Here is a 19871-nt window from a genome sequence, read left to right as displayed (position 1 = left end):
CAGGCTACGGCCGATACCCCGCGGCGCGAATTCACGACCTTCCGGTGCCGGTCTTCTTCGCCGTCGCCTTCTGCGCCGCTGTCTTCTTGGCCACCGTCTTGGTGGTCGTCGCCTTCTTGGCGGCGGTCTTCTTAGCAGCTGTCTTGGGCGGGGTCTTCTTTGCCGCGGTCTTCTTGGCCGCCTTCTTCACCGGTCCGCGCGCCCGCCGATCAGCGAGCAACTCCATCGCTCGCTCCGGGGTGATCGACTCGATCTCGTCACCCTTGCGCAGCGTCGCGTTGGTCTCACCGTCGGTGACGTACGGACCGAAACGGCCGTCCTTGATCACCATCGGCTTGCCGGTGGCCGAGTCGTCCCCCAACTCACGCAGCGGTGCCGCGGTAGAGGCCTGCCGCCCGCGCCGCTTGGGCTCGGAGTAGATCTTCAGCGCCTCTTCCAGCGACACGGTGAAGATCTGATCCTCGGTGTTCAGCGACCGCGAGTCGGTGCCCTTCTTCAGATACGGCCCGTACCGCCCGTTCTGCGCGGTGATCTCCTCACCGGTGGCCGGGTCGGTACCGACCACACGCGGCAATGACAGCAGCTCGAGCGCGTCGTCGAGCGTTATGGTCGCCAGGTCCATCGACTTGAACAGGGAACCGGTGCGCGGTTTCGGCGCGGCGGCCTTCTTCGCGGTCTTCTTGGCGGGCACCTGGCCGTCCTCCGGCAGGATCTCGGTGACATACGGACCGAAACGCCCTTCCTTGGCAACGATCTCGTGCCCCGACTCGGGATCGATACCGAGCGAACGTCCTTCCTGCGGTGTCGCGAAGAGCTTCTCGGCAACCTCGGGCGTCAGCTCATCCGGCGGAAGGTCGTCGGGCAGGTTGGCCCGCTGCGAAACCGAATCCCCTTCGGGATCATCGGGATTGGCGACCAACCGCTCCAAGTACGGCCCATACTTGCCTACTCGGACGACGACGTCACGTCCCTCGGAATCGCTGAACAGCTTGATGGAGTTGATCTCTCGTGCGTCGATGTCGTCGAGCCGCTCGCCGACCATCTTCTTCAGCCCGCCCGACCGCGCGACCGAACCCTCGACGCCGTGATCGCCACCGAAGTAGAAGCTGGACAACCAGTTTCCGCGCTGCTCACGTCCGCCCGCTATGGCGTCGAGATCGTCCTCCATGGCGGCGGTGAAATCGAAGTCGACCAGCCGACCGAAATGTTCTTCCAGCAGGCCGATCACGGCGAACGCGACCCAGGATGGCACCAGCGCGCTGCCGCGCTTGTACACATACCCGCGGTCCAGGATCGTCTTGATGATCGACGAATACGTCGACGGACGACCGATACCGAGTTCTTCGAGCGTCTTGATCAGCGACGCCTCGGTGTAGCGAGCGGGCGGATTCGTGCTGTGCCCATCAGGGTTCAGCTCGACCGCGGTGACGCCCTGCCCCTCCTCCAGCGCGGGCAGGCGCGATTCGGCGTCGTCGGACTGACCACCCGCCTCCTCGTCCACGCTCTCCACGTAGGCCTTCAAGAAGCCGGGGAAGGTGATGGTGCGGCCGGAGGCGGAGAACACGCATTCCTCGCCCGTGCCCGCGACGCCGGTGATACGCAGCGTCAGCGTGGTGCCCCTGGCGTCGGTCATCTGCGAGGCGACGGTGCGCTGCCAGATGAGTTCGTACAGCCGGAACTCGTCGTTGTCCAGCCGCGAGTGCAGCTGGCCAGGCGTAGCAAACGTATCGCCGGCGGGCCGGATCGCCTCGTGCGCCTCCTGCGCGTTCTTCACCTTGCGGTTGTATTGCCGCGCAGTCGAGTGCACGTACTCGGCGCCGTACAGTTGCGTCGCCTGTGAGCGAGCCGCGGCGATCGCCGACTCCGACAGCGTGGTCGAGTCGGTACGCATATAGGTGATGTAGCCGTTCTCATACAGCCGCTGCGCGACCCGCATGGTCCGCTCGGACGTGAAGCGCAGTTTTCGCCCGGCCTCCTGCTGCAGCGTCGAGGTCATGAACGGCGGGTACGGCTTGCGGGTGTACGGCTTGGCCTCCGCGGAGGAGACCACCAGGTCGGCGCCGTCCAGCCCCTCGGCGAGACGCCGGGCGTAGCCCTCGTCCAGCACGATGACGCCATTGGTGCCCTTGAGTTGTCCGTCCGAACCGAAATCCCGGCCGGATGCGACCCTCGCGCCGTCGACCGCGACCAGTCGCGCGCCGAAGGTCCTCGGGTTGGCGGCCTCGGCTTCCTCGCCGGTGCCCGCGTCCAGCTTGGCGGCAATGTCCCAGTACTCGGCCGAGCGGAACGCCATCCGCTCGCGCTCACGTCGCACGATCACCCGGGTGGCGACCGACTGCACACGGCCTGCCGATAGCCGGGGCATGACCTTCTTCCACAGCACCGGGCTGACCTCGTAGCCGTAGAGCCGGTCCAGGATGCGACGGGTCTCCTGAGCGTCGACCAGGTCGCTGTCGAGTTCGCGGGTGTCCGCGGCGGCTGCCTGGATGGCGGGCTCGGTGATCTCATGGAACACCATTCGCCGGACCGGCACCTTGGGCTTGAGCGTCTCGAGCAGGTGCCAGGCGATGGCCTCGCCCTCGCGGTCGGGGTCGGTGGCCAGATAGAGTTCGTCGGCGTCCTTCAGCAGGCTCTTCAGCTCGGTGACCTTGGCCTTCTTGTCCGGGCTGACGACATAGATGGGCTCGAAGTCGTTGTCCACGTCTACGCCGAGGCGCGCCCAGGACTGCCCTTTGTACTTGGCGGGAACATCCGCCGCGCCACGCGGCAGATCCCGGATATGACCGACCGACGCCTCGACCATGTAGTTACGACCGAGGTAGGGCGCGATCTTGCGGGCCTTGGTCGGGGACTCGACGATCACGAGACGACGCAGGGGACGGCCCTGGTCGGCTGCACCGCGGTCTCGTGTTGCCACCGGCGAATACACCTTTCCTAATCGACCCGCGCTGCGTTGTTTCGCGCTGTGCGCGGCTGGGGCAAGCGGCGGCGACAGCTGGACGTTGCCACCAGACACGTTTATACCTTGACGCCGCATGCGGTCGAGTGCTTGCGACTCGAACCACTGAGCGTACGCGCGTCAGTGCGGATCAGTATGCCTTGTCTTTTCGCCACACCTGCGCCGCGGCGTGCTCCGGCGGGCCTTCCACCGTTCGCGCGGGCCGTGTCCAACCCCAGATATAGCTCGTCCCCCACCTCCGGTATCGGCGGTGAGGGACGAGCGGTGGATCCTTTCGGCACTCAGCTGAGCGCGCGAACTCCGGTGGCCTGTGGGCCCTTAGTGCCCTGGCCGACCTCGAACTCGACCTTCTGGTTCTCCTCGAGGGTACGGAAGCCCGAACCCTGGATCTCGGAGTAGTGGACGAAGACGTCAGCGGAGCCGTCCTCGGGCGCGATGAAGCCGAACCCCTTCTCCGCGTTGAACCACTTCACAGTTCCCTGTGCCATTCTGTTCCTTCTCTTTTCTTACCGGAACGGCGGACAACTGGGTTCGTCCACCGGGTCCGTTCCGACCGCTGTACTGTTGGTTCCCCCTGCAGGAAAGCACCTAGCACACCGTTCGCAACATCGATCCTGCTGACGGTTTGGACTTTGGATCCGTCCCTCGAACACAGAAGCTTGCGACCAGGAACCAGTGAACCATGTCTTCGAGCAATTCAACAGTCGAGTTAGCGACAATTTGCAAAAAAGTTGATCTTGCGAATGCGCAGGTAAGGGACACAATGGCCGAATCTGGACCTGAAGTTCGTTTGCTCCTCGATAACCGAGTCATCGTTCGGCAAACGGGCTGTGACCCAGGTCGCTATTGGGTATCGAAATGGCAGGTAGGCCTTCCCAAGCGCACACGTTTCACACTATTCGTGCGTGTCGCGGAGCCTGTCTGATGAATCCGGCGGAGTCGGCAGGCCATTCGGAGCCTCGAACCGGCCTCAGCTACGGCGCATCGTTGCTGAATCGTGTCCTGATCGGTGTCCCGGATAACGACCCCAGGCTGACCCATGTCGTCGAGCTCTCCGCGCGGGCCGCTGATGTCACCACCTGGCCGACATGGGCGTCGCCGGAAGTGGTTACGGCATTACATGACACAGGCGTCGACACGCCGTGGACTCACCAAATCAGGACGGCGGATCTCGCGTACCAGGGAAAACATGTGGTCATCAGCACCGGAACCGCGTCGGGTAAGTCGCTCGGGTATCAGCTTCCGGTGCTCACCGCGCTGCAACGGGATCCGAAGGCCACCGCGTTGTATCTGGCGCCCACCAAGGCGTTGGGCGCCGATCAGCTTCGCGCCGTCGGCGCGCTGACCCACGAGGGTTCGCTGCGCGACGTCCATCCGGCCACCTACGACGGCGACACCCCGGCTGAGATCCGACAGTGGGTGCGCGCCAACGCACGGTGGATTTTCACCAACCCGGACATGCTCCACCTGGGAATTCTGCGGTCGCACCAGCGCTGGGCCCGGGTGCTGCGCAGGTTGCGCTATGTGGTCGTCGACGAATGCCATGCCTATCGTGGGGTTTTCGGCTCGCACGTGGCGTTGGTGCTGCGCAGGCTGCGGCGGATCGCGGCACGGTACGGCGCCGATCCGGTGTTCGTGCTGTGCTCGGCGACCACGGCCGAACCAGCGGCGACCGCGTCCCGGCTGATCGGCGCGCCCTGTGCCGCGGTCACCGAGGACGGCTCCCCTCAGGGTCCGCGGACCATCGCACTGTGGGAGCCGCCCCTGCTCACCACGGTGACCGGCGAAAATGGCGCGCCGGTACGCCGGGCGGCCACCGCGGAGGCGGCGCGGATCCTGGCCGACTTGGTGACGGAAGGGGCACGGACCTTGGCGTTCGTGCGCTCGCGCCGAGCCGCCGAACTGACCGCGATGGACGCAAGGAGGCGGTTGACCGAGGTCGATCCGGCCCTGGCCGAGCGGGTCGCGTCCTATCGCGCGGGATATCTCGCGGAGGATCGGCGTGACCTGGAGTCGGCGCTGTCGGATGGGTCGCTGCTCGGCGCGGCAACCACGAACGCGTTAGAACTCGGGGTCGATATCGCGGGGCTGGACGCCGTGGTGATCTCCGGATTTCCCGGCACCGTCGCATCCTTCTGGCAGCAAGCCGGACGTGCCGGACGGCGCACCCATGGATCACTGGTCCTGCTCGTGGCCAGGGACGATCCGCTGGACACTTACCTGGTCCACCACCCGGAGGCGCTGCTGGACAAGCCGGTCGAGGCCACCATCACCGATCCGCACAATCCCTATGTGCTCGGGCCGCAACTGCTCTGTGCCGCGCTGGAACTGCCGCTCACCGATACCGAGGTAGCGGAACTCGGCGCGCGCGAAGTGCTGGACGACCTGGCCGAGAAGGGGGTGATCAAGCGGCGCGCAGTGCGGGAAGGCGCGCGGTGGTACGTGACCGCCGATACACAGCCACACGACGCGGTCGACGTACGCGGTGGAATCGGGAATCCGGTGGCCATCGTGGACGGCGAGACCGGCAGGCTGCTCGGCACCGCCGACGCAGGCCGAGCACCAGCGACCCTGCACGAGGGTGCCGTGCACCTACACCAGGGCGACACCTACGTAGTCGACGAGCTGGACCTCGAAGGCGGCGTTGCCTTCGTGCACGCGTCCGAACCGGGATGGACCACCAGCGCGCGGCAGGTCACTTCGATCGCCATCGACACAGTGACCGAGCATCACCGCCACGGTCACGTGACGACCGGACTCGCCCAGGTGCGGGTCACCAGTCAGGTGGTCGGCTACCTGCGCACACTGGTCACCGGCGAAGTGCTCGACCTGGTCGAACTCGATCTGCCCGCGCAGACGCTGCCCACCACGGCGGTAATGTACACCGTGACGCCGGAGTTATTGACGCAGGCCGGAATCGAACCTCAGGACGTTCCCGGAGCACTGCACGCGGCCGAGCACGCGGCAATCGCCCTGTTGCCCCTGGTGGCGACCTGCGACCGCTGGGATATCGGCGGTGTCTCCACCGCCGAGCACCCGGACACCGGCCTGCCCACCGTCTTCGTTCACGACGGCCAGCCCGGAGGGGCGGGCTTTGCCGAGCGGGGATTCGCCCGACTGCGGCACTGGCTTTCCGCGACCCTCGCGGCCATCGAGCTGTGCGGATGCGCGGGCGGGTGCCCGTCCTGCGTCCAATCGCCCAAGTGCGGCAACGGGAACCATCCGCTGAATAAGGCGGGTGCGGCGCGGCTGCTCACGGCCGTGCTGGCCGAGCTGCCCGCGATGTGAAAGCCGCCGCGCTCGATTTCATGACGACGTCGAGCCGAGCATGTAACCGGTTGCCCGCCCGCCCGGGAGATCTCCGGGATCACCCAGGTGCGTTCGAGTGGAATGGATCCGCTTCACCCCTCTCCGAATAAAAAGGAATAGATTCATGTTAACTAAACTATTGCCACACTGCCATTTGCGAACATGCGCATTCATTCGTTCCGGTTATCCGCCTCCGCACGGAGAATTCGCTAGTCCGCATTAATCCCGCCAGCAGAATTACCGATTTCCGCTACTCCTGACAACGACCGACTGAACGCGCGCGGCACTGCCTCACTCTTCAACTGGACCGGCGCGCGCGACCGCGGAAACTATCCGATCTCCAAACAGACCTATTGGTACATTTCTTTCGACAGTGACCGTCACATCCCACTCCGCGGCCGCGCAGCCTTCGAGCCGCGAGCCCATCCGCCGCGCCACCTGTTCCGCCTCGACGCACGCGGCCTCCAGCCCTTCCGCCAATACGCCTGCCGCGGCGAGCGACGCAAGATCCGCCGCCGCCTGCGCCCGATGTCGCGCCACCACGACGACCCCCAGCTGGCCGATCAGCAGAGTGGCGCCGATCAGCGCCACCAGCCCCAAGCACGCGAACACGGTCGCTACGCCCTCCTCCGCGGACCCATGACGAACTTCCGCCGCGGAACGTCGCGCACGCTGACCCGCGCCGTCGTCGACCTCGGGGTCCGGTGGAGCCGCGTACTCACCAATTACAGCGTTGACCATCGATGTCGGTTCCCCGCCCGAGCGCGGCACTGTTTCTCGGTTCACCCTCGCATGAACCACCCCGCATCCCGGGTTCACGATGCCGCGCCCGGCTCGAGAGTGGCGACCGCTTCGGCGCGGAGAGTGAGCAGCGGCAGGAGCGGAGTACGGGAGGAGACCACAGCCGAAGCGCGGGTGCCGTCAATGCGGACAGTGATGTCCGCATCTGGCGGGGCGACACTTGCGGCCGCGCGGACAGCGTTCGAGTCATCACCGCGGGCGGCCAGGCGGGCCGCCTCTCGAGCGGCGTCGACACAGCGGACCTGCGTCGACGCCGCAAGCAGGGCACCGAGGCACAACACAATCGTCGCGACGACCACAGTGAGCCCGATCGCGGCCTCGATCGTCACAGCACCACGGTCGCCGACGACGACCGGTACACCGCGACGCTCTTCCGCACCGGCACGGGCCGCTACACCGTGGTATTGAGCGCCCGATCGATGATCTTCGTCAACGCGTTCACGATGCTGTCGCCCGTCACGACGCCATAGAGCACAGCACCGAAGGCCGCCGCCGCGATCGTGCCGATCGCGTACTCGGCCGTGCTCATGCCATCGTCCGCGACCATCGCTTGCAATATTCGCGAACGCAGTGTCATATACACAGCCCGCAGGCCCTGGCCCGCGGACCTCGTCAACCGCTCGATTCGCACCTGATTCCCCTCTCACTCCTGCCCGTGCGGCCCATCCGCGCGAGCATGTTCTCGTCGGTCGGGTGCGCGGCGTCACAGCAGCCCACCGCCGACCACTCGGCCCGCCAGTCCGATCACCACGGGGACGATGCCGAGGCAGACGAAGGCGGGAAGGAAACACAACCCGAGAGGGCCTCCGATCAGTACCCCGGCACGCTCTGCCTTCGCGGCGGCCTCGTCTTCGAGCACGCCCCTGCGCTGTTCGGCCAACTCCCCGACCGCGACCGCCAGCGACGCACCGGACCGCGCCGAGCGCCGCGCCATACGGGCAAGCGACTCGATCTGCTCCGCACCCGCACGCCCGGCCCCGTCGCGCGCAACCCGCTCCCACGCCGTGGCCGCGTCGGCGCCGAGTGCGAGCAAATCCGCTGCCCGCCGCAGAGCATCCCCCAGCGGTTCCGGCGCGCCGGGCGCCACGGCCCGCGCCGCACCCGCCATGGGGAGCCCGGCCCGTAGGCAGGCGGCCAGCAGGTCGAAGACCGAAGCTACGGCAAGCGGATCGGCCTTCCGGTCTGCTCCGTGCGACGACTCGACCGGTCCGGTGCCCGACTGCCGGAGGGCACGCAGCCGCCGACTCACCACCACCCGCCCGGGGAACAGTGCCAACCCGACCGCCAGCAACAGAAGCGGCACTATCGAACTCTCCGTGATGAACTCCATCCCCAACTCTCGTCACGAGAACTGATGTGTGAAAATGCCGCGCACACAGCACAACCCGCCACCGAACCGAGCGATGGACTGCGGGTGGGTTCGGTGTCGTCGACTGCCCGGCCATGGCCGGGCATCTCGATCCGAAACCAGGCATGGTCGATAACCCGCGCGTCGATCTCGACCTGCTGCCGCTCGCCGATCGCGGCGTGCGAAATCCGTGATGACTGGTTCGCCGAAGGGAACCTGTTCGACCCGCATCAGTTGACCGATGCGCCTTGAGTACTGAAAACCGCGTCATACCAGAACCCTTCGTGCGATCGCGTCGGTCCACAGCAGACCAGCACAAGCCAGACCGGCACCGAGTGGCAGCAGGACCACACCGATGGACGAGGCGAAGAGAACGTGCAAGGGCGAAGCGCCCATCATCTGTCCGAGAACGATCCCCAGGAATGGCAGGCCCGCCAACACCACGGCGGTCGCACGGGCACCCGCGAGCGCCGCCGTGGTGCGGCCGTGAAACCGGATGCGGCCGGCGAGATCGGCGCGCGCCGCCGACAGCAACTCCGCGAGGGCAAGGCCGTGCTGCTCGGCGACCTGCCAGGCATCTGCGATCCTGGACAGCTCCACCGCGACAATCGAATCCGGCTGGCGCAGGCCCGCCGACGTGGGGCCGCCGAGCCTGCTACGCGCGGCACCGACGGTGAACGCGCGAGCCGCGTCACCCCGTGACTCGCGTGCCGCGACCTCGGCGGCGGCACTCGGATGTGCGCCGACCCGCAACTCGCCGATCACGGCCTCCAGTGCGTCGAGCAGGTACCCGCACTCGGCGTGCCTGCGCCGGTCCCGCGTAGCCCTGCGGACCCGAAGTCCTACGGTCCCGGCGACCAGGCCGGCCGCCAGGAATGGGCCCGGCCCGAAAGCAAGCAGGCCCCCGACGCCCACCAGAGCGCATGCTCGGAAAATACCGTTCCGCGGAGGCTTTTCACGCCCACTCGATGCGGTGAATACCTGCGCGAACCGGGACCGTGAGGCCGACGCCGGGCCCATAAGCAATGCGAGCGCCAGACACACAATCGCGGCGCTCATCGGTCGAGTCGTTCGGCGAGCATGCGGGACAGTTCCTCGGCCGCAGGGGCGTCGGCAGCAGCGTGCCAGGCGGGAGTGATCCGCACCCGCCCACCGTCGTCGCGGTGCACAAGGCCGATCTCGCGGAGGCCTCGCGATCCGTCGGACCGGCGGTGCACGTGCAGGACGACCTGGACGGCTGCGGCGAGTTGGCTGTGCAGGGCCGCGCGGTCCATTCCGCCGAGGGCGGCAAGGGCTTCCAGCCGAGCGGGAAGCTCCCGCGGCGAGTTGGCGTGCACTGTGCCGGCGCCGCCGTCGTGGCCCGTGTTCAATGCGGTCAGGAGGTCGACCACCTCGGCTCCCCTGACCTCGCCGACCACGATGCGGTCGGGCCGCATGCGCAGCGCCTGCCGGACCAAGTCGCGGACGGTGACCTCACCGACGCCCTCCACGTTCGCGGTTCTGGCCACCAAGCGGACCACATGCGGATGCGGCGGTGCCAGCTCGGCCGCGTCCTCGACGCAGACGATCCGCTCGGCCGGGCGCACCGTGGCGAGCAGACCGGACAGGAGCGTCGTCTTGCCCGCGCCGGTGCCGCCGACCACGAGAAATGCCAACCGGGCCTGCACGATCCGCTGTAGCAACAGCTGTGCGTCAGCGGGCACCGCACCCGCCGCGGCGAGCTCGTCCAGCCCCTGAGTTGCGGGACGGAGGACGCGCAACGAGAGACAGGTGCCGCCGTGGGCGACCGGCGCGAGCACCGCATGCAGACGAACCCCGAATGAATCCCCCAGGGCCGCACCAGTTCCGGATAGCCTGCCGTCCACCCACGGTTGCGCGTCGTCGAGTCGCCGACCCGCCGACAGCGCCAACCGCTGCGCGAGTCGTCGGATCGCTGCCTCGTCCGGGAACGTGATGGACGTCTTCTCCAATCCGTGGCCCCGATCGATCCACACCGCGTCGGGCCCCGTTACCAAGACGTCCGCTACGTGTGGATCGTGCAGCAACGGTTCCAGCGCGCCGGCCCCGGTCATTTCCGTCTGCAACAACCGCAGTGCCCGAAGCAGGTCGGTGTCGCCGAGCACCCCACCTGCCTCCGCCCGGATAGCGGCGGCGACCTGCGCCGGATCCGGATCGCCCGTGGCTCCGGCCAGGCGCTCCCGCACCCGATCCAGCAGCTCGGAAGTCACCAACGCACTCATTGCCGCCTCCTCACCGCTGCCCCGCCGGTGCGCTCAGCACCCCGAGCACAGCATCGGCGGCATCGCGCAGTGGTCCACGGCGGCGCACCGAGACCCCGCCGCGCTCCACGCGGTGCGCGAGCCCGGTCTGCGCGCGGACGGCGGCGAGCAGCGGTAGATCGAGCACTTCGGCGACCTCGGCTCCGCGCAGACCACCGGGCGCCGGTCCGCGGACAACCAAGCCTCGGTTCGGGTTTCGACGCGCGACGTGGGCGGACACAGCCTCGGCGGCGGCGACAGCCCGCAGCCGCGCCGGGACTACCAGAACGACGAGATCCGCCGAGTCGAGCATCTGGTCGGCATGCGCGCCCCGCTCGCCCGAAATGTCGCAAACTACCAAATCGCCTGCACGGCGGCCCGCTTCGATGACCGCACGGACGGCGGCCGACCCGAGCTCACGTGGCAATCGACCCGTACCGCGGCGGCCGCAGGACAGCACCGCCAGGCCGGGGGCGGCGGTGGGCAGCGCGCCGTGCAGCGCGGCGGCGGACACGCGCCCGTCCTCCACGACCAGGTCGGGCCAGCGCGGGCCCGCCGTGGTCTCGATGCCGAGCAGCAGGTCGAGGCCACCACCGAACGGCGCGCCGTCGACCAGCAACGTTTCGTGCCGGAACCCCTCGGCGGTGGCGCGCAGCGCGAGCGCGGCGGCCAAGGTGGACGCGCCCGCGCCACTGCCCGCACCGACGAGAGCGACCACGACACCGTCGCCCGCACGGTGCTCGCCGTACTGAGCAAACATTTCGATCAGCCCCACCGCGGCCCCGGGGAGGGCGATAACTCGCTCCGCGCCGACCGACGCCGCCGCCTGCCAATCGAGCAATCCCGGCTCACCGTCGGTTACCACGACCACACCGGCCCGGCGCAGATAGCCGGCCGCTGCCGCGTCTCGTGCGGCGTTTGTGTCCAGGACTACCAGCGGAGCGCCGGTCCACGCGTGCCGGCCGACGGGGTGTGGCCGCTCGTCGAGTCCCCGCTGAGCGGCGGCCGCGACGCGCCGGACTTCGTCGCTGAGACGGTCGTCATGGATGAGCACGAGAGCCGGTGGCGGGCCACCGGCCGGCGGCGCTTCGAGGTTCATGCAGGTCAGCGTCGCCGAATTTGCACGAGGAGAGAAGGGGCGAAGTGCCGAATGTGGACAACTCGCAGGCTGTGGAGAATTCGCGCGCCACGTGAACCGCGGAACCGTCCCCGAAATAGAGGACGGCCCCAGCCGGGGGGGGAGGAGGCTGGGGCCGTCGGGGTTCAGCCCCGGGGGGTCGGGCTGAACGCGCCTGGACTATGTCCAGGTGCCACAAATACTACACCCAAGCCCCGGACACAATGCAAGTCTGTCGCCGGAGAACTTTGCAACCGTCGCGCCCCCGGCGTCTACGGGGCAAACTCACCGGTAACGTCGCGCGCTCCCTCTGGGGCCGCGCATGTCTAGGGGCGCAGCCGGACCCTGTCCGCCCCCAATCTGCGCCGGGCCGAGCGAAGGCGAGGCAGCCGCAAATCAGACACAGCCGGACCCTGTCCGCCCCCAATCTGCGCCGGGCCGAGCGAAGGCGAGGCAGCCGCCTATTCTGGTCGGGTGGACAACCCAGCCACCGCGGGCGGCCGCGTCGCCGCCTTCTTCGATCTCGACAAGACAGTGATCGCGAAGTCGAGCACGTTCGTGTTCAGCAAGCCCTTCTACGCACAAGGACTGCTGAACCGCCGCGCCGTCCTGGAGAGCAGCTACGCCCACTTCCTGTTTCTGCTGTCGGGCGCCGACCACGACCAGATGGAGCGGATGCGCGCCCATCTGACGAATATGTGCGCGGGCTGGGATGTCGAACAGGTGAAATCCATTGTGGCCGAGACTCTGCACGAACTGGTCGACCCGCTGATCTACGCGGAGGCGGCCGATCTCATCGCCGACCACAAGATCCGGGGCCACGACGTGGTGATCGTCTCGGCCTCCGGCGAGGAGATCGTCGGCCCGGTCGCGGAAGCGCTCGGCGCCTCACATACCGCGGCTACCCGCATGGTCGTCGCGGAGGGCAAGTACACCGGCGAGGTCGAGTTCTACTGCTACGGCGAGGGTAAGGTCGCCGCGATCGAAAGGCTCGCCGCCAGCGAGGGGTATGACCTGTCGCGCTGCTACGCCTACTCCGACTCGATCACGGATCTGCCCCTGCTCGGTGCGGTGGGCCATCCGACCGCGGTCAATCCGGATCGCAATCTGCGCCGCGAAGCCATGGCGCGTGGCTGGCCGATCCTCACCTTCTCCAATCCGGTGTCTCTGTGGGCGCGCTTCCAGGCGCCGTCGTCCACCACTCTTGCGGCGACGGCCGCGGTCGGCCTGAGCGCGGTGCTGGCCGGAGCCATCAGCTACCGGCTCCTGCGGCGGCGACGCTGAGTTCCGACTGCCCGCGAGCTTGCGCCCGGACGGTCACGTGGCGAACTCCCAGGCATCTGGCGACATCGCACGAGGGGCGGGGCGACCAGGCATTTAACCATGAAACACTGGATAACCCGCCGCTTATTGAATGTTTTCCGATCCCTTGATGTGAGAGCAGTCACAGTGTAGAAATGTAGCTACGGGAGGACGGAAGGCCAAGGCAGGACCGGAAGAGAAGGTACTGTCTCCCATCCCACCCTTCCCAGCACGGACACCAGGAACCCACGCGGAGCGCGCCGCGACAAGGGCAGAAGCGTTGTGGGCCTGCGAAATACGGGTATTCGACGGCGAGGGCCTCGCACAGGTTGTGGGGATGAACCGGCGATGTCTGGATTGTCGCCGAGGCCGCAGAACACAACCCACATAGCACGCTTGGTAACCGGGCGTCCGTGCTAGCGGGCGGTGAGGTCGAAAGACACGCCGCCCGCTTTGACGTATACGGACCGTTATCCCGCCGCCGAATCGGCAATCGACGTGGCCTCCCGAGCCCCGTCCTCGAGCGCGCCGCAGCACAGGATCACCCAGCTGCCCACAGCGTCCGGATCCCCGGTTCCGAATGCGGCGGCCGCATCCCGGTATGCCTGGCGCCTGCGCAACCAGAACACCTCCGGCACGCCGAGATTGTGCGGGTCCAGCCCACTCGACACCGCGACCAGGCGCGAGGCGGCCCGCGCCACTACACCGTCCGCCGTTCCGAACGGTCGCAGGGCCAGTAGCTCACCGTGCACCACCGCGGCGAGCACCGGCGCGGGCGCACCCGATCCGAGCACCGTCTGTACCAGCAGATCCAGCCGCTCCGCCACCCCCACGTCGCCGCGCGGCCTGCCGAGCAACTCCTCCTTCGGCACCAGATCGGCGGCGGCGAGCAGATGCAGCCGCGCCAGCGCCTGCAGCGGTGCCCGCTGCCAGGTGCCGACCAGATTTCGCAGCGCGTCCCCGTCCAACGCCTGTCCCACCCGCAGCGCCCCGGCCAGAATCGGATCGGCCACCCGGCCGTCGGCGGGCAGCTCGGTGCTGCCGCCGTCGATCGCAGCCGAGGATCGGGCCGCACGCACCGCGGCCTCGGCCGCCGTAGTGGGCCACCCGCGCCGGTTGGCTTTGTGCCGGTGCACCTCGGCCAGGGCGGCACGGGCCCGGTCGGCCGCGTCCCGGACACCGGGCAGATCGATGAGGGGTTGTAGCGGATCGGTCACGGCATACGAGGCTACTTCCGGTCGCGTGAACCGATCCGGCCTGCCCTATCCGGCCAGCAGGTCGCGCCCCGGGATGGCATCGAGCAGCCCGCGGGTGTACTCCTGCTTCGGAGCGTCGAACACCTCGTTCGTCGTCGCCGCCTCGACCACCTTCCCGCGCTGCATGACCAGCACGTCGTCCGCGATCTGCCGGACGACGGCCAAGTCGTGGGTGATGAACAAGTACGACAGCCCGAGTTCGGCCTGCAGATCATTGAGCAGCCGCAGGATCTGCGCCTGTACCAGCACGTCGAGTGCGGAGACCGCTTCGTCGCACACCACGACCTCGGGCCGCAGCGCGAGCGCCCGCGCGACGGCAACGCGCTGCCGCTGCCCGCCGGACAGCTCGTTGGGATAGCGCCGCAGCACAGTGGACGGCAGCGACACCTTGTCCAGCAGTTCCCTGATCGTCGCCGCACGCTGCTCGGGCGTGCCGATCTTGTGCGTACGCAGCGGCTCCTCGATGCTGCGGTAGATCGAGTACATCGGGTCGAGCGAGCCGTAGGGGTCCTGGAATATCGGCTGCACCCTGCGCCGGAACGCGAAGGCGCCGCTGCGATCCAGCTTCGCCACCTCCTTGCCGTCGAAGGTGACCGACCCGGAGGTCGGCTCGAGCAAACCGAGCACCATCTGCGCGACCGTCGACTTACCCGATCCGGACTCGCCCACGATGGCCGTCGTCATACCACGCCGCAACCGGAACGACACGTCATCCACCGCGACAAAGTCGGTCGACTTCCACGGCGTGCCGCCGCGAATCGGAAACACCTTGGTGAGGTGTTCGGCCACAACCACGTTGTCGAGAACGGCCGTTGGCTCGCCCTCGGCCGGGACCACCTGCTCGGCAACTTGCATTGCCTGCGCACGGATCTCGACCCGCTGCCGCACCGATGACAGCCGCTGCGAGGCGAGCGAAGGCGCCGAGTTCACCAGCCGCTTGGTGTACAGGTGTCGCGGTTCCCGCAGAATCCGCAGGGCCGGACCGGATTCCACCACCCGGCCGCGGTACATGACCACCAAATGTTCCGCTCGTTCGGCGGCGAGGCCGAGGTCGTGGGTGATCAGTAGAACCGCGGTGCCGAGTTCTGCCGTCAGCCCGTCGAGGTGATCGAGGATCTGCCGCTGCACGGTGACATCCAGCGCCGAGGTCGGCTCGTCCGCGATCAGCAGCTTGGGACGGCAGGCAAGCGCGATCGCGATCAGCGCGCGCTGGCGCATGCCGCCGGAGAACTCGTGCGGGTACTGGTTGACTCTGCGCGCGGCATCGGACATGCCTGCTTCCTCGAGCAGCTCGATGACCCGTCTCCTAGCCGCCTTACCTTTCGCTATGCCGTTGGCCTCGAGCGCCTCCCGGATCTGAAACCCGATCTTCCAAACCGGGTTCAGATTCGACATCGGGTCTTGGGGCACCAGACCGATGCCGCTGCCGCGCACGGCGACGATATCCCGCTTCGAGGCCGCGGTGAGGTTTTTGCCGTCGAACATGATCTCGCCGGAGGCGATCCGCCCCGTTCCGGGCAACAGATCGATGATGGCATGCGCTGTCGTCGACTTCCCGGAGCCCGATTCGCCGACAATGGCTACGGTCTGGCCCGGGTACACCGACAGGCTGATGTCACGGACCGCCGGCACCTGCTTGCCCTCCGCGGTGAAACTCACGTTGAGCCCGGTGATCTCGAGCAGCGGCTTCTGCGCGGCGTCGCTCATCGCTTCCTCGCCTTCGGATCGAGGGCGTCCCGCACGGCGTCGCCCAGCATGATGAAGCTCAGCACGGTGAGCGCAAGAGCCGTCGCCGGGTAGAACAGGATCGCCGACGTGCGGATCTCCTTCTGCCCGGAGGCGATGTCCGCGCCCCAGGACACGACCGTGCGCGGCAATCCGACACCGAGGTAGGACAGCGTTGCCTCGGTGACGATGAAGACGCCGAGCCACAGCGTAGTGACCACGATCAGCGGTCCCGCCGCGTTCGGCAGCACGTGACGCACCAGCGTCTGTATTCGGGAGACGCCCAAAGCCTTTGCTGCCGTTACGTAATCACTGTTCTTCGCCTGGATCACGGCGCTGCGGGCAATCCGTGCCGCCTGCGGCCAGGTGAACGACGCGAGGATGACGACCACCGTCCAGATCGTGCGCGAATCCAGTAGCTGCATGATGACGATGGCGGCCAGCATCAGCGGGATCGCGTAGAAGATCTCCGCGACGCGAGACACGATCGAGTCGAGCAGCCCACCGTAGAAGCCCGTGAGCGCCCCGAGCGTGCCGCCGATCAGCACGAACAGCACTGTCGCACCGAAACCGGCCAGCACGGAAGCCCGTGCGCCGTAAACGGTTCGGGCATAGATGTCGCATCCCTGCTTGTCGAAGCCGAATGGGTGTCCCGCGCCGCTCGGGTCCATGCTGAAGTCGCCGTTGCAGTATCGGGGGTCCTGGCCGGTGAACAAACCCGGCCAGATCACAACGATCAGGACGAACACGATCAGCAGCGCCGCGATGACGAAGATCGGATTGCGCCGCAACTGCCGCCACGCGTCGCGCCAGATACTGATCGGCGCGCCTGAATCCACCACCACGTCGGTGGCGAGCACCTCGACCTCGTCGGGTGGAGCGACGAAGTGTTCCTGCCCAACGCGCTCCGGGCCGGAGCCTTTGTTCGGGTCAGGCATAGCGAATCCTTGGGTCGAGTGCGGCATAGAGCAGGTCGACGACCAGATTGGAGATCAGGAAAATGACGATGAGCACCGTGACGAAGGAGACCACCGTCGGCGGTTCGCCTCTGGTGATCGCCTGGTAGAGCGTGCCGCCTACACCGGGGATGTTGAAGATGCCCTCGGTGACGATCGCCCCGCCCATCAGCGCGCCGAGATCGGCGCCGAGGAACGTGATCACCGGGATCATCGAATTGCGCAGGATGTGCACGGTCACCACACGCGGTCTGCTGATCCCCTTCGCGGTCGCGGTGCGCACGTAGTCGGCGGACATATTCTCCGCAACCGAGTTTCGCGTCAGCCGCAGCACGTAGGCGAACGACAGCGAGCCCAGCACGAACGCCGGAACCAGCAGCTCGCCGACGCTGGCCTTCCCGGTGACGGTCACCGGCGCGATCCCCCATTTCACCCCCAGCAGGAACTGCGCGAGGAAGCCGACCACGAAAACCGGCACCGCGATGACGATCAGGCTGATCACCAGCATCGTCGAGTCGAACAGCTTGCCTTTGCGCAGCCCGGCGACCAGCCCGAACACGACGCCGAACACGGCCTCGATGACCAAGGCCATGAACGCCAGCCTGATAGTGATCGGAAAGGCGCGCACGAGCTCGTCACGCACCGGCCTGCCGGAGAAGGCCGTGCCGAAGTCGAACGTGACGATGCCCTTCAGGTACAGCAGGTACTGCAGGATGAAGGGCTGGTCGAGGTGATAGCGCGCCCGAAGCTGGGCCTCCACCGCGGGTGTCATCGGCTTGTCGCCGGCCAACGCATGGATCGGGTCGCCGGGGACAAGGAACACCAGGGCATAGATGAGCAACGTCGCCCCGAGGAACACGGGGATCATCTGGAGCAGACGCCGCAAGACATACCAGGCCATTACGCCTCCTGGGTAAGTGGCGATCCGCGCCGCCCACCCGACGACGCGAATCGCCGAGCGGCTATTTCTCGATGTTCTCGAAGTCGAACAGACCGTTCCAGGCGAGTTCGGCCTTCCGCACCTTGTCCGAGCGGCCCGCTGCGGCGACGTAGTCGAGCACCGGGATGTCGGCCATGTCCGCGAGCAGCAGCGCCTGCGCCCGCGCGACGATCTTGTAGGACTCCTCCTGGGTCGGGGCGGCCTGAGCGGCGTCGAGCAGACGATCGAACTCGGGGCTCTTGTAGTCGACGTTGTTGGTGTCGGAGTAGCTGTAGAACTGCGAGGTGAGGAACTGCAGCATGGTCGGGTAGTCACCTTGCCAGCCGTACCGGAACGCCTTGTTGATCGTGCGCGCGTTCACCTCGTCGCGAATATTCTTGAACGTCGGGTACGGCGTGCCGATGGCGTCGATGCCGAGGGTGTTCTTCACGCTGTTCGCCACGGCCTCGACCCAGGCCTGATGGCCGCCGTCGGAGTTGTAGGCGATCTCGTAGCGACCCGACCAGGGCGAGATCGCGTCGGCTTGCGCCCACAGCTTCTTGGCCTCGTCGGGGTTGTACTTCAGCATCTCCACGCCGGGCAGGTTTCCAACGAACCCGGGCAGCGTGCTCGCGGTGAAGTCGCGGGCCGGAATCCGGGTGCCGTGGAAGATGTTCTCGCAGATTTGTTCTCGATTGATCGCCAGCGAAATCGCTCTGCGCCGCAACAGCCCTTCCGCACCCGCGAAGTGCGCGACACCGGACTGGATGCCGATGTGCTGGTTCTGTGCGGTCGGCTTCGTGATCGCGCGGTCGCCGAGATCCTGCTTGTAGGACGTGAGCGCGCTGTCGGGCACGGTGTCCAGCGCGTCGAGGTTGCCCGCCTGCAGATCCGCGTAGGCGGTGTCGAAGGACTGGTACATCACGAACCGCAGGCCCTTGTTCTTGGCCGGGCGACGGCCCGGGTAGTCCGGATCGGGCACCAGATCGATCTTGACGTTGTGCTCCCACGCTCCGGTACCGGCGAACTTGTACGGACCGTTGCCGATCGGGTTCTCCCCGAATGCCTTGATGTCCTTGAACGCGACCTCCGGCAGCGGATAGAACGGCGCGTACCCGAGCTCGGTCTCGAAATCGATCGACGGCGCCTTCAGCTCGATGGTGAAAGTGCGGTCATCGATCACCTTCAGGCCAGACATGGTCTGTGCCGTCGGGTTTTTCGCCGATACCTCATCGAAGCCGAGAATGGGAGTAAACACATAGCTCTGCAACTGCGCGTTGGTACCGAGCGCCCCGTAGTTCCACGCGTCGACGAACGACTTCGCAGTCACCGGAGTGCCATCGGTGAACTTCCAGTTCGGCTTGATCGTGACCCGATAGTTCTTCCGATCCGTGGTCTGGATCGACTCCGCCATTTCGTCGTGCGCTGTGCCGTCGGCGTCGTAATATTTCAGGCCCGCGAACAGTCGGTTCACCACACGACCACCCATGTTCTCGTTGGTGTTGGTAGGTACCAACGGATTCTGTGGCTCGCCGCCGTTCACGGTGACGATGTCGGCGTCGGCACCGCCGTCTGACGAACAGGCGGCCAGTCCGAGGCTTGTGGCCAGAAGCACAGCCGCGGTCAGCGCCATCGCTCTGTGGAATCTCAACGCATTCTCCCGGTGCGTGAAGGGGGACACTAACGACAGGCGCGCGAGGTCCATCAGGCACGCCAACACGATCCGCCTTGGGTGTTCGCAGAGTATCCACCCCGGCAGACACTGTCATCGGATCGACCCGAGTTCATTCCACGTGCGACCGATCCGGCAACACCACCGAAACACACCAAAACTCACGGGAAATTGACCTCTTCGCCGCAACATCGCCTCCGTCGAGGCCATCCATGGACCGCGGACCCGCCGCCGCGGTGCCGATCGCAC

16 protein-coding genes are annotated in these 19871 nt (G+C 67.0%); 2 read left to right on the top strand and 14 right to left on the bottom strand.

Going from position 1 to position 19871, the window contains the following annotated elements; genetic code table 11:
• Positions 1-31: 31 nt before the first annotated feature.
• Positions 32-2863: a type I DNA topoisomerase gene (topA, locus tag OH799_RS26365; protein ID WP_406282598.1), complete on the bottom strand. Its 2832-nt coding sequence runs from the start codon at positions 2861-2863 to the stop codon at positions 32-34.
• Between the two features lie 377 nt (positions 2864-3240).
• Positions 3241-3447 carry a cold-shock protein gene (locus tag OH799_RS26360; RefSeq protein WP_011206895.1) on the bottom strand — a complete coding sequence of 69 codons (207 nt, stop codon included), beginning with the start codon at positions 3445-3447 and terminating at the stop codon, positions 3241-3243.
• Positions 3448-3883: 436 nt separating this feature from the next.
• On the opposite strand from OH799_RS26360, the gene OH799_RS26355 reads away from it, so the two are divergent.
• Entirely contained in the window at positions 3884-6247 is a 2364-nt protein-coding gene (locus tag OH799_RS26355; protein WP_406269268.1) for a DEAD/DEAH box helicase, read from the top strand.
• 312 nt (positions 6248-6559) lie between these two features.
• On the opposite strand, the gene OH799_RS26350 is transcribed toward OH799_RS26355, so the two are convergent.
• The 7 genes from OH799_RS26350 to ssd form a co-directional block, all read right to left on the bottom strand.
• Positions 6560-7009 carry an Rv3654c family TadE-like protein gene (locus OH799_RS26350; protein WP_406269265.1) on the bottom strand — a complete coding sequence of 150 codons (450 nt, stop codon included), beginning with the start codon at positions 7007-7009 and terminating at the stop codon, positions 6560-6562.
• Between the two features lie 74 nt (positions 7010-7083).
• Positions 7084-7398, bottom strand: coding sequence for a TadE family type IV pilus minor pilin (locus tag OH799_RS26345; protein ID WP_406269262.1), 315 nt, complete (start codon positions 7396-7398; stop codon positions 7084-7086).
• 62 nt (positions 7399-7460) lie between these two features.
• Positions 7461-7646, bottom strand: a complete 186-nt coding sequence (locus OH799_RS26340; RefSeq protein ID WP_406282595.1) for a DUF4244 domain-containing protein — start codon at positions 7644-7646, stop codon at positions 7461-7463.
• Positions 7647-7772: 126 nt separating this feature from the next.
• Positions 7773-8399: a type II secretion system F family protein gene (locus OH799_RS26335; RefSeq protein WP_406269259.1), complete on the bottom strand. Its 627-nt coding sequence runs from the start codon at positions 8397-8399 to the stop codon at positions 7773-7775.
• Between the two features lie 285 nt (positions 8400-8684).
• On the bottom strand, positions 8685-9476 hold the full coding sequence (locus tag OH799_RS26330) for a type II secretion system F family protein (protein ID WP_406269256.1): 792 nt from the start codon (positions 9474-9476) through the stop codon (positions 8685-8687).
• Complete coding sequence (locus OH799_RS26325; RefSeq protein WP_406269252.1) at positions 9473-10657, bottom strand: TadA family conjugal transfer-associated ATPase; 1185 nt, start codon at positions 10655-10657, stop codon at positions 9473-9475. Before OH799_RS26325 ends, OH799_RS26330 begins: the two co-directional genes overlap by 4 nt.
• Positions 10658-10667: 10 nt before the next feature.
• Entirely contained in the window at positions 10668-11774 is a 1107-nt protein-coding gene (gene ssd, locus OH799_RS26320; protein WP_406269249.1) for a septum site-determining protein Ssd, read from the bottom strand.
• 492 nt (positions 11775-12266) lie between these two features.
• On the opposite strand from ssd, the gene OH799_RS26315 reads away from it, so the two are divergent.
• Complete coding sequence (locus tag OH799_RS26315; RefSeq protein WP_406269246.1) at positions 12267-13076, top strand: HAD-IB family hydrolase; 810 nt, start codon at positions 12267-12269, stop codon at positions 13074-13076.
• A 488-nt stretch (positions 13077-13564) separates the two neighbouring features.
• On the opposite strand, the gene OH799_RS26310 is transcribed toward OH799_RS26315, so the two are convergent.
• From OH799_RS26310 to OH799_RS26290, 5 genes are all read right to left on the bottom strand, one after another.
• Positions 13565-14311, bottom strand: a complete 747-nt coding sequence (locus OH799_RS26310) for an oxidoreductase (RefSeq protein ID WP_406269243.1) — start codon at positions 14309-14311, stop codon at positions 13565-13567.
• Positions 14312-14356: 45 nt separating this feature from the next.
• A complete protein-coding gene (locus OH799_RS26305) occupies positions 14357-16057 on the bottom strand; it encodes a dipeptide ABC transporter ATP-binding protein (RefSeq protein WP_406269240.1) in 1701 nt (566 codons plus the stop codon).
• The gene (locus OH799_RS26300) at positions 16054-17013 is read right to left on the bottom strand and encodes an ABC transporter permease (RefSeq protein ID WP_406269236.1); all 960 of its coding nucleotides are present in this window, start codon (positions 17011-17013) and stop codon (positions 16054-16056) included. The genes OH799_RS26305 and OH799_RS26300 overlap by 4 nt, the downstream gene beginning before the upstream one ends.
• Entirely contained in the window at positions 17006-17932 is a 927-nt protein-coding gene (locus OH799_RS26295) for an ABC transporter permease (RefSeq protein WP_406269233.1), read from the bottom strand. The genes OH799_RS26300 and OH799_RS26295 overlap by 8 nt, the downstream gene beginning before the upstream one ends.
• Positions 17933-17993: 61 nt before the next feature.
• Entirely contained in the window at positions 17994-19583 is a 1590-nt protein-coding gene (locus OH799_RS26290; RefSeq protein ID WP_406282592.1) for an ABC transporter substrate-binding protein, read from the bottom strand.
• Between the last annotated feature and the right edge of the window lie 288 nt (positions 19584-19871).

The sequence above is a fragment of the Nocardia sp. NBC_00881 genome, assembly GCF_045207455.1.
In the GTDB taxonomy this organism is placed as follows: Bacteria; Actinomycetota; Actinomycetes; order Mycobacteriales; family Mycobacteriaceae; genus Nocardia.
This window is presented reverse-complemented; position numbering and strand designations above follow the sequence as displayed.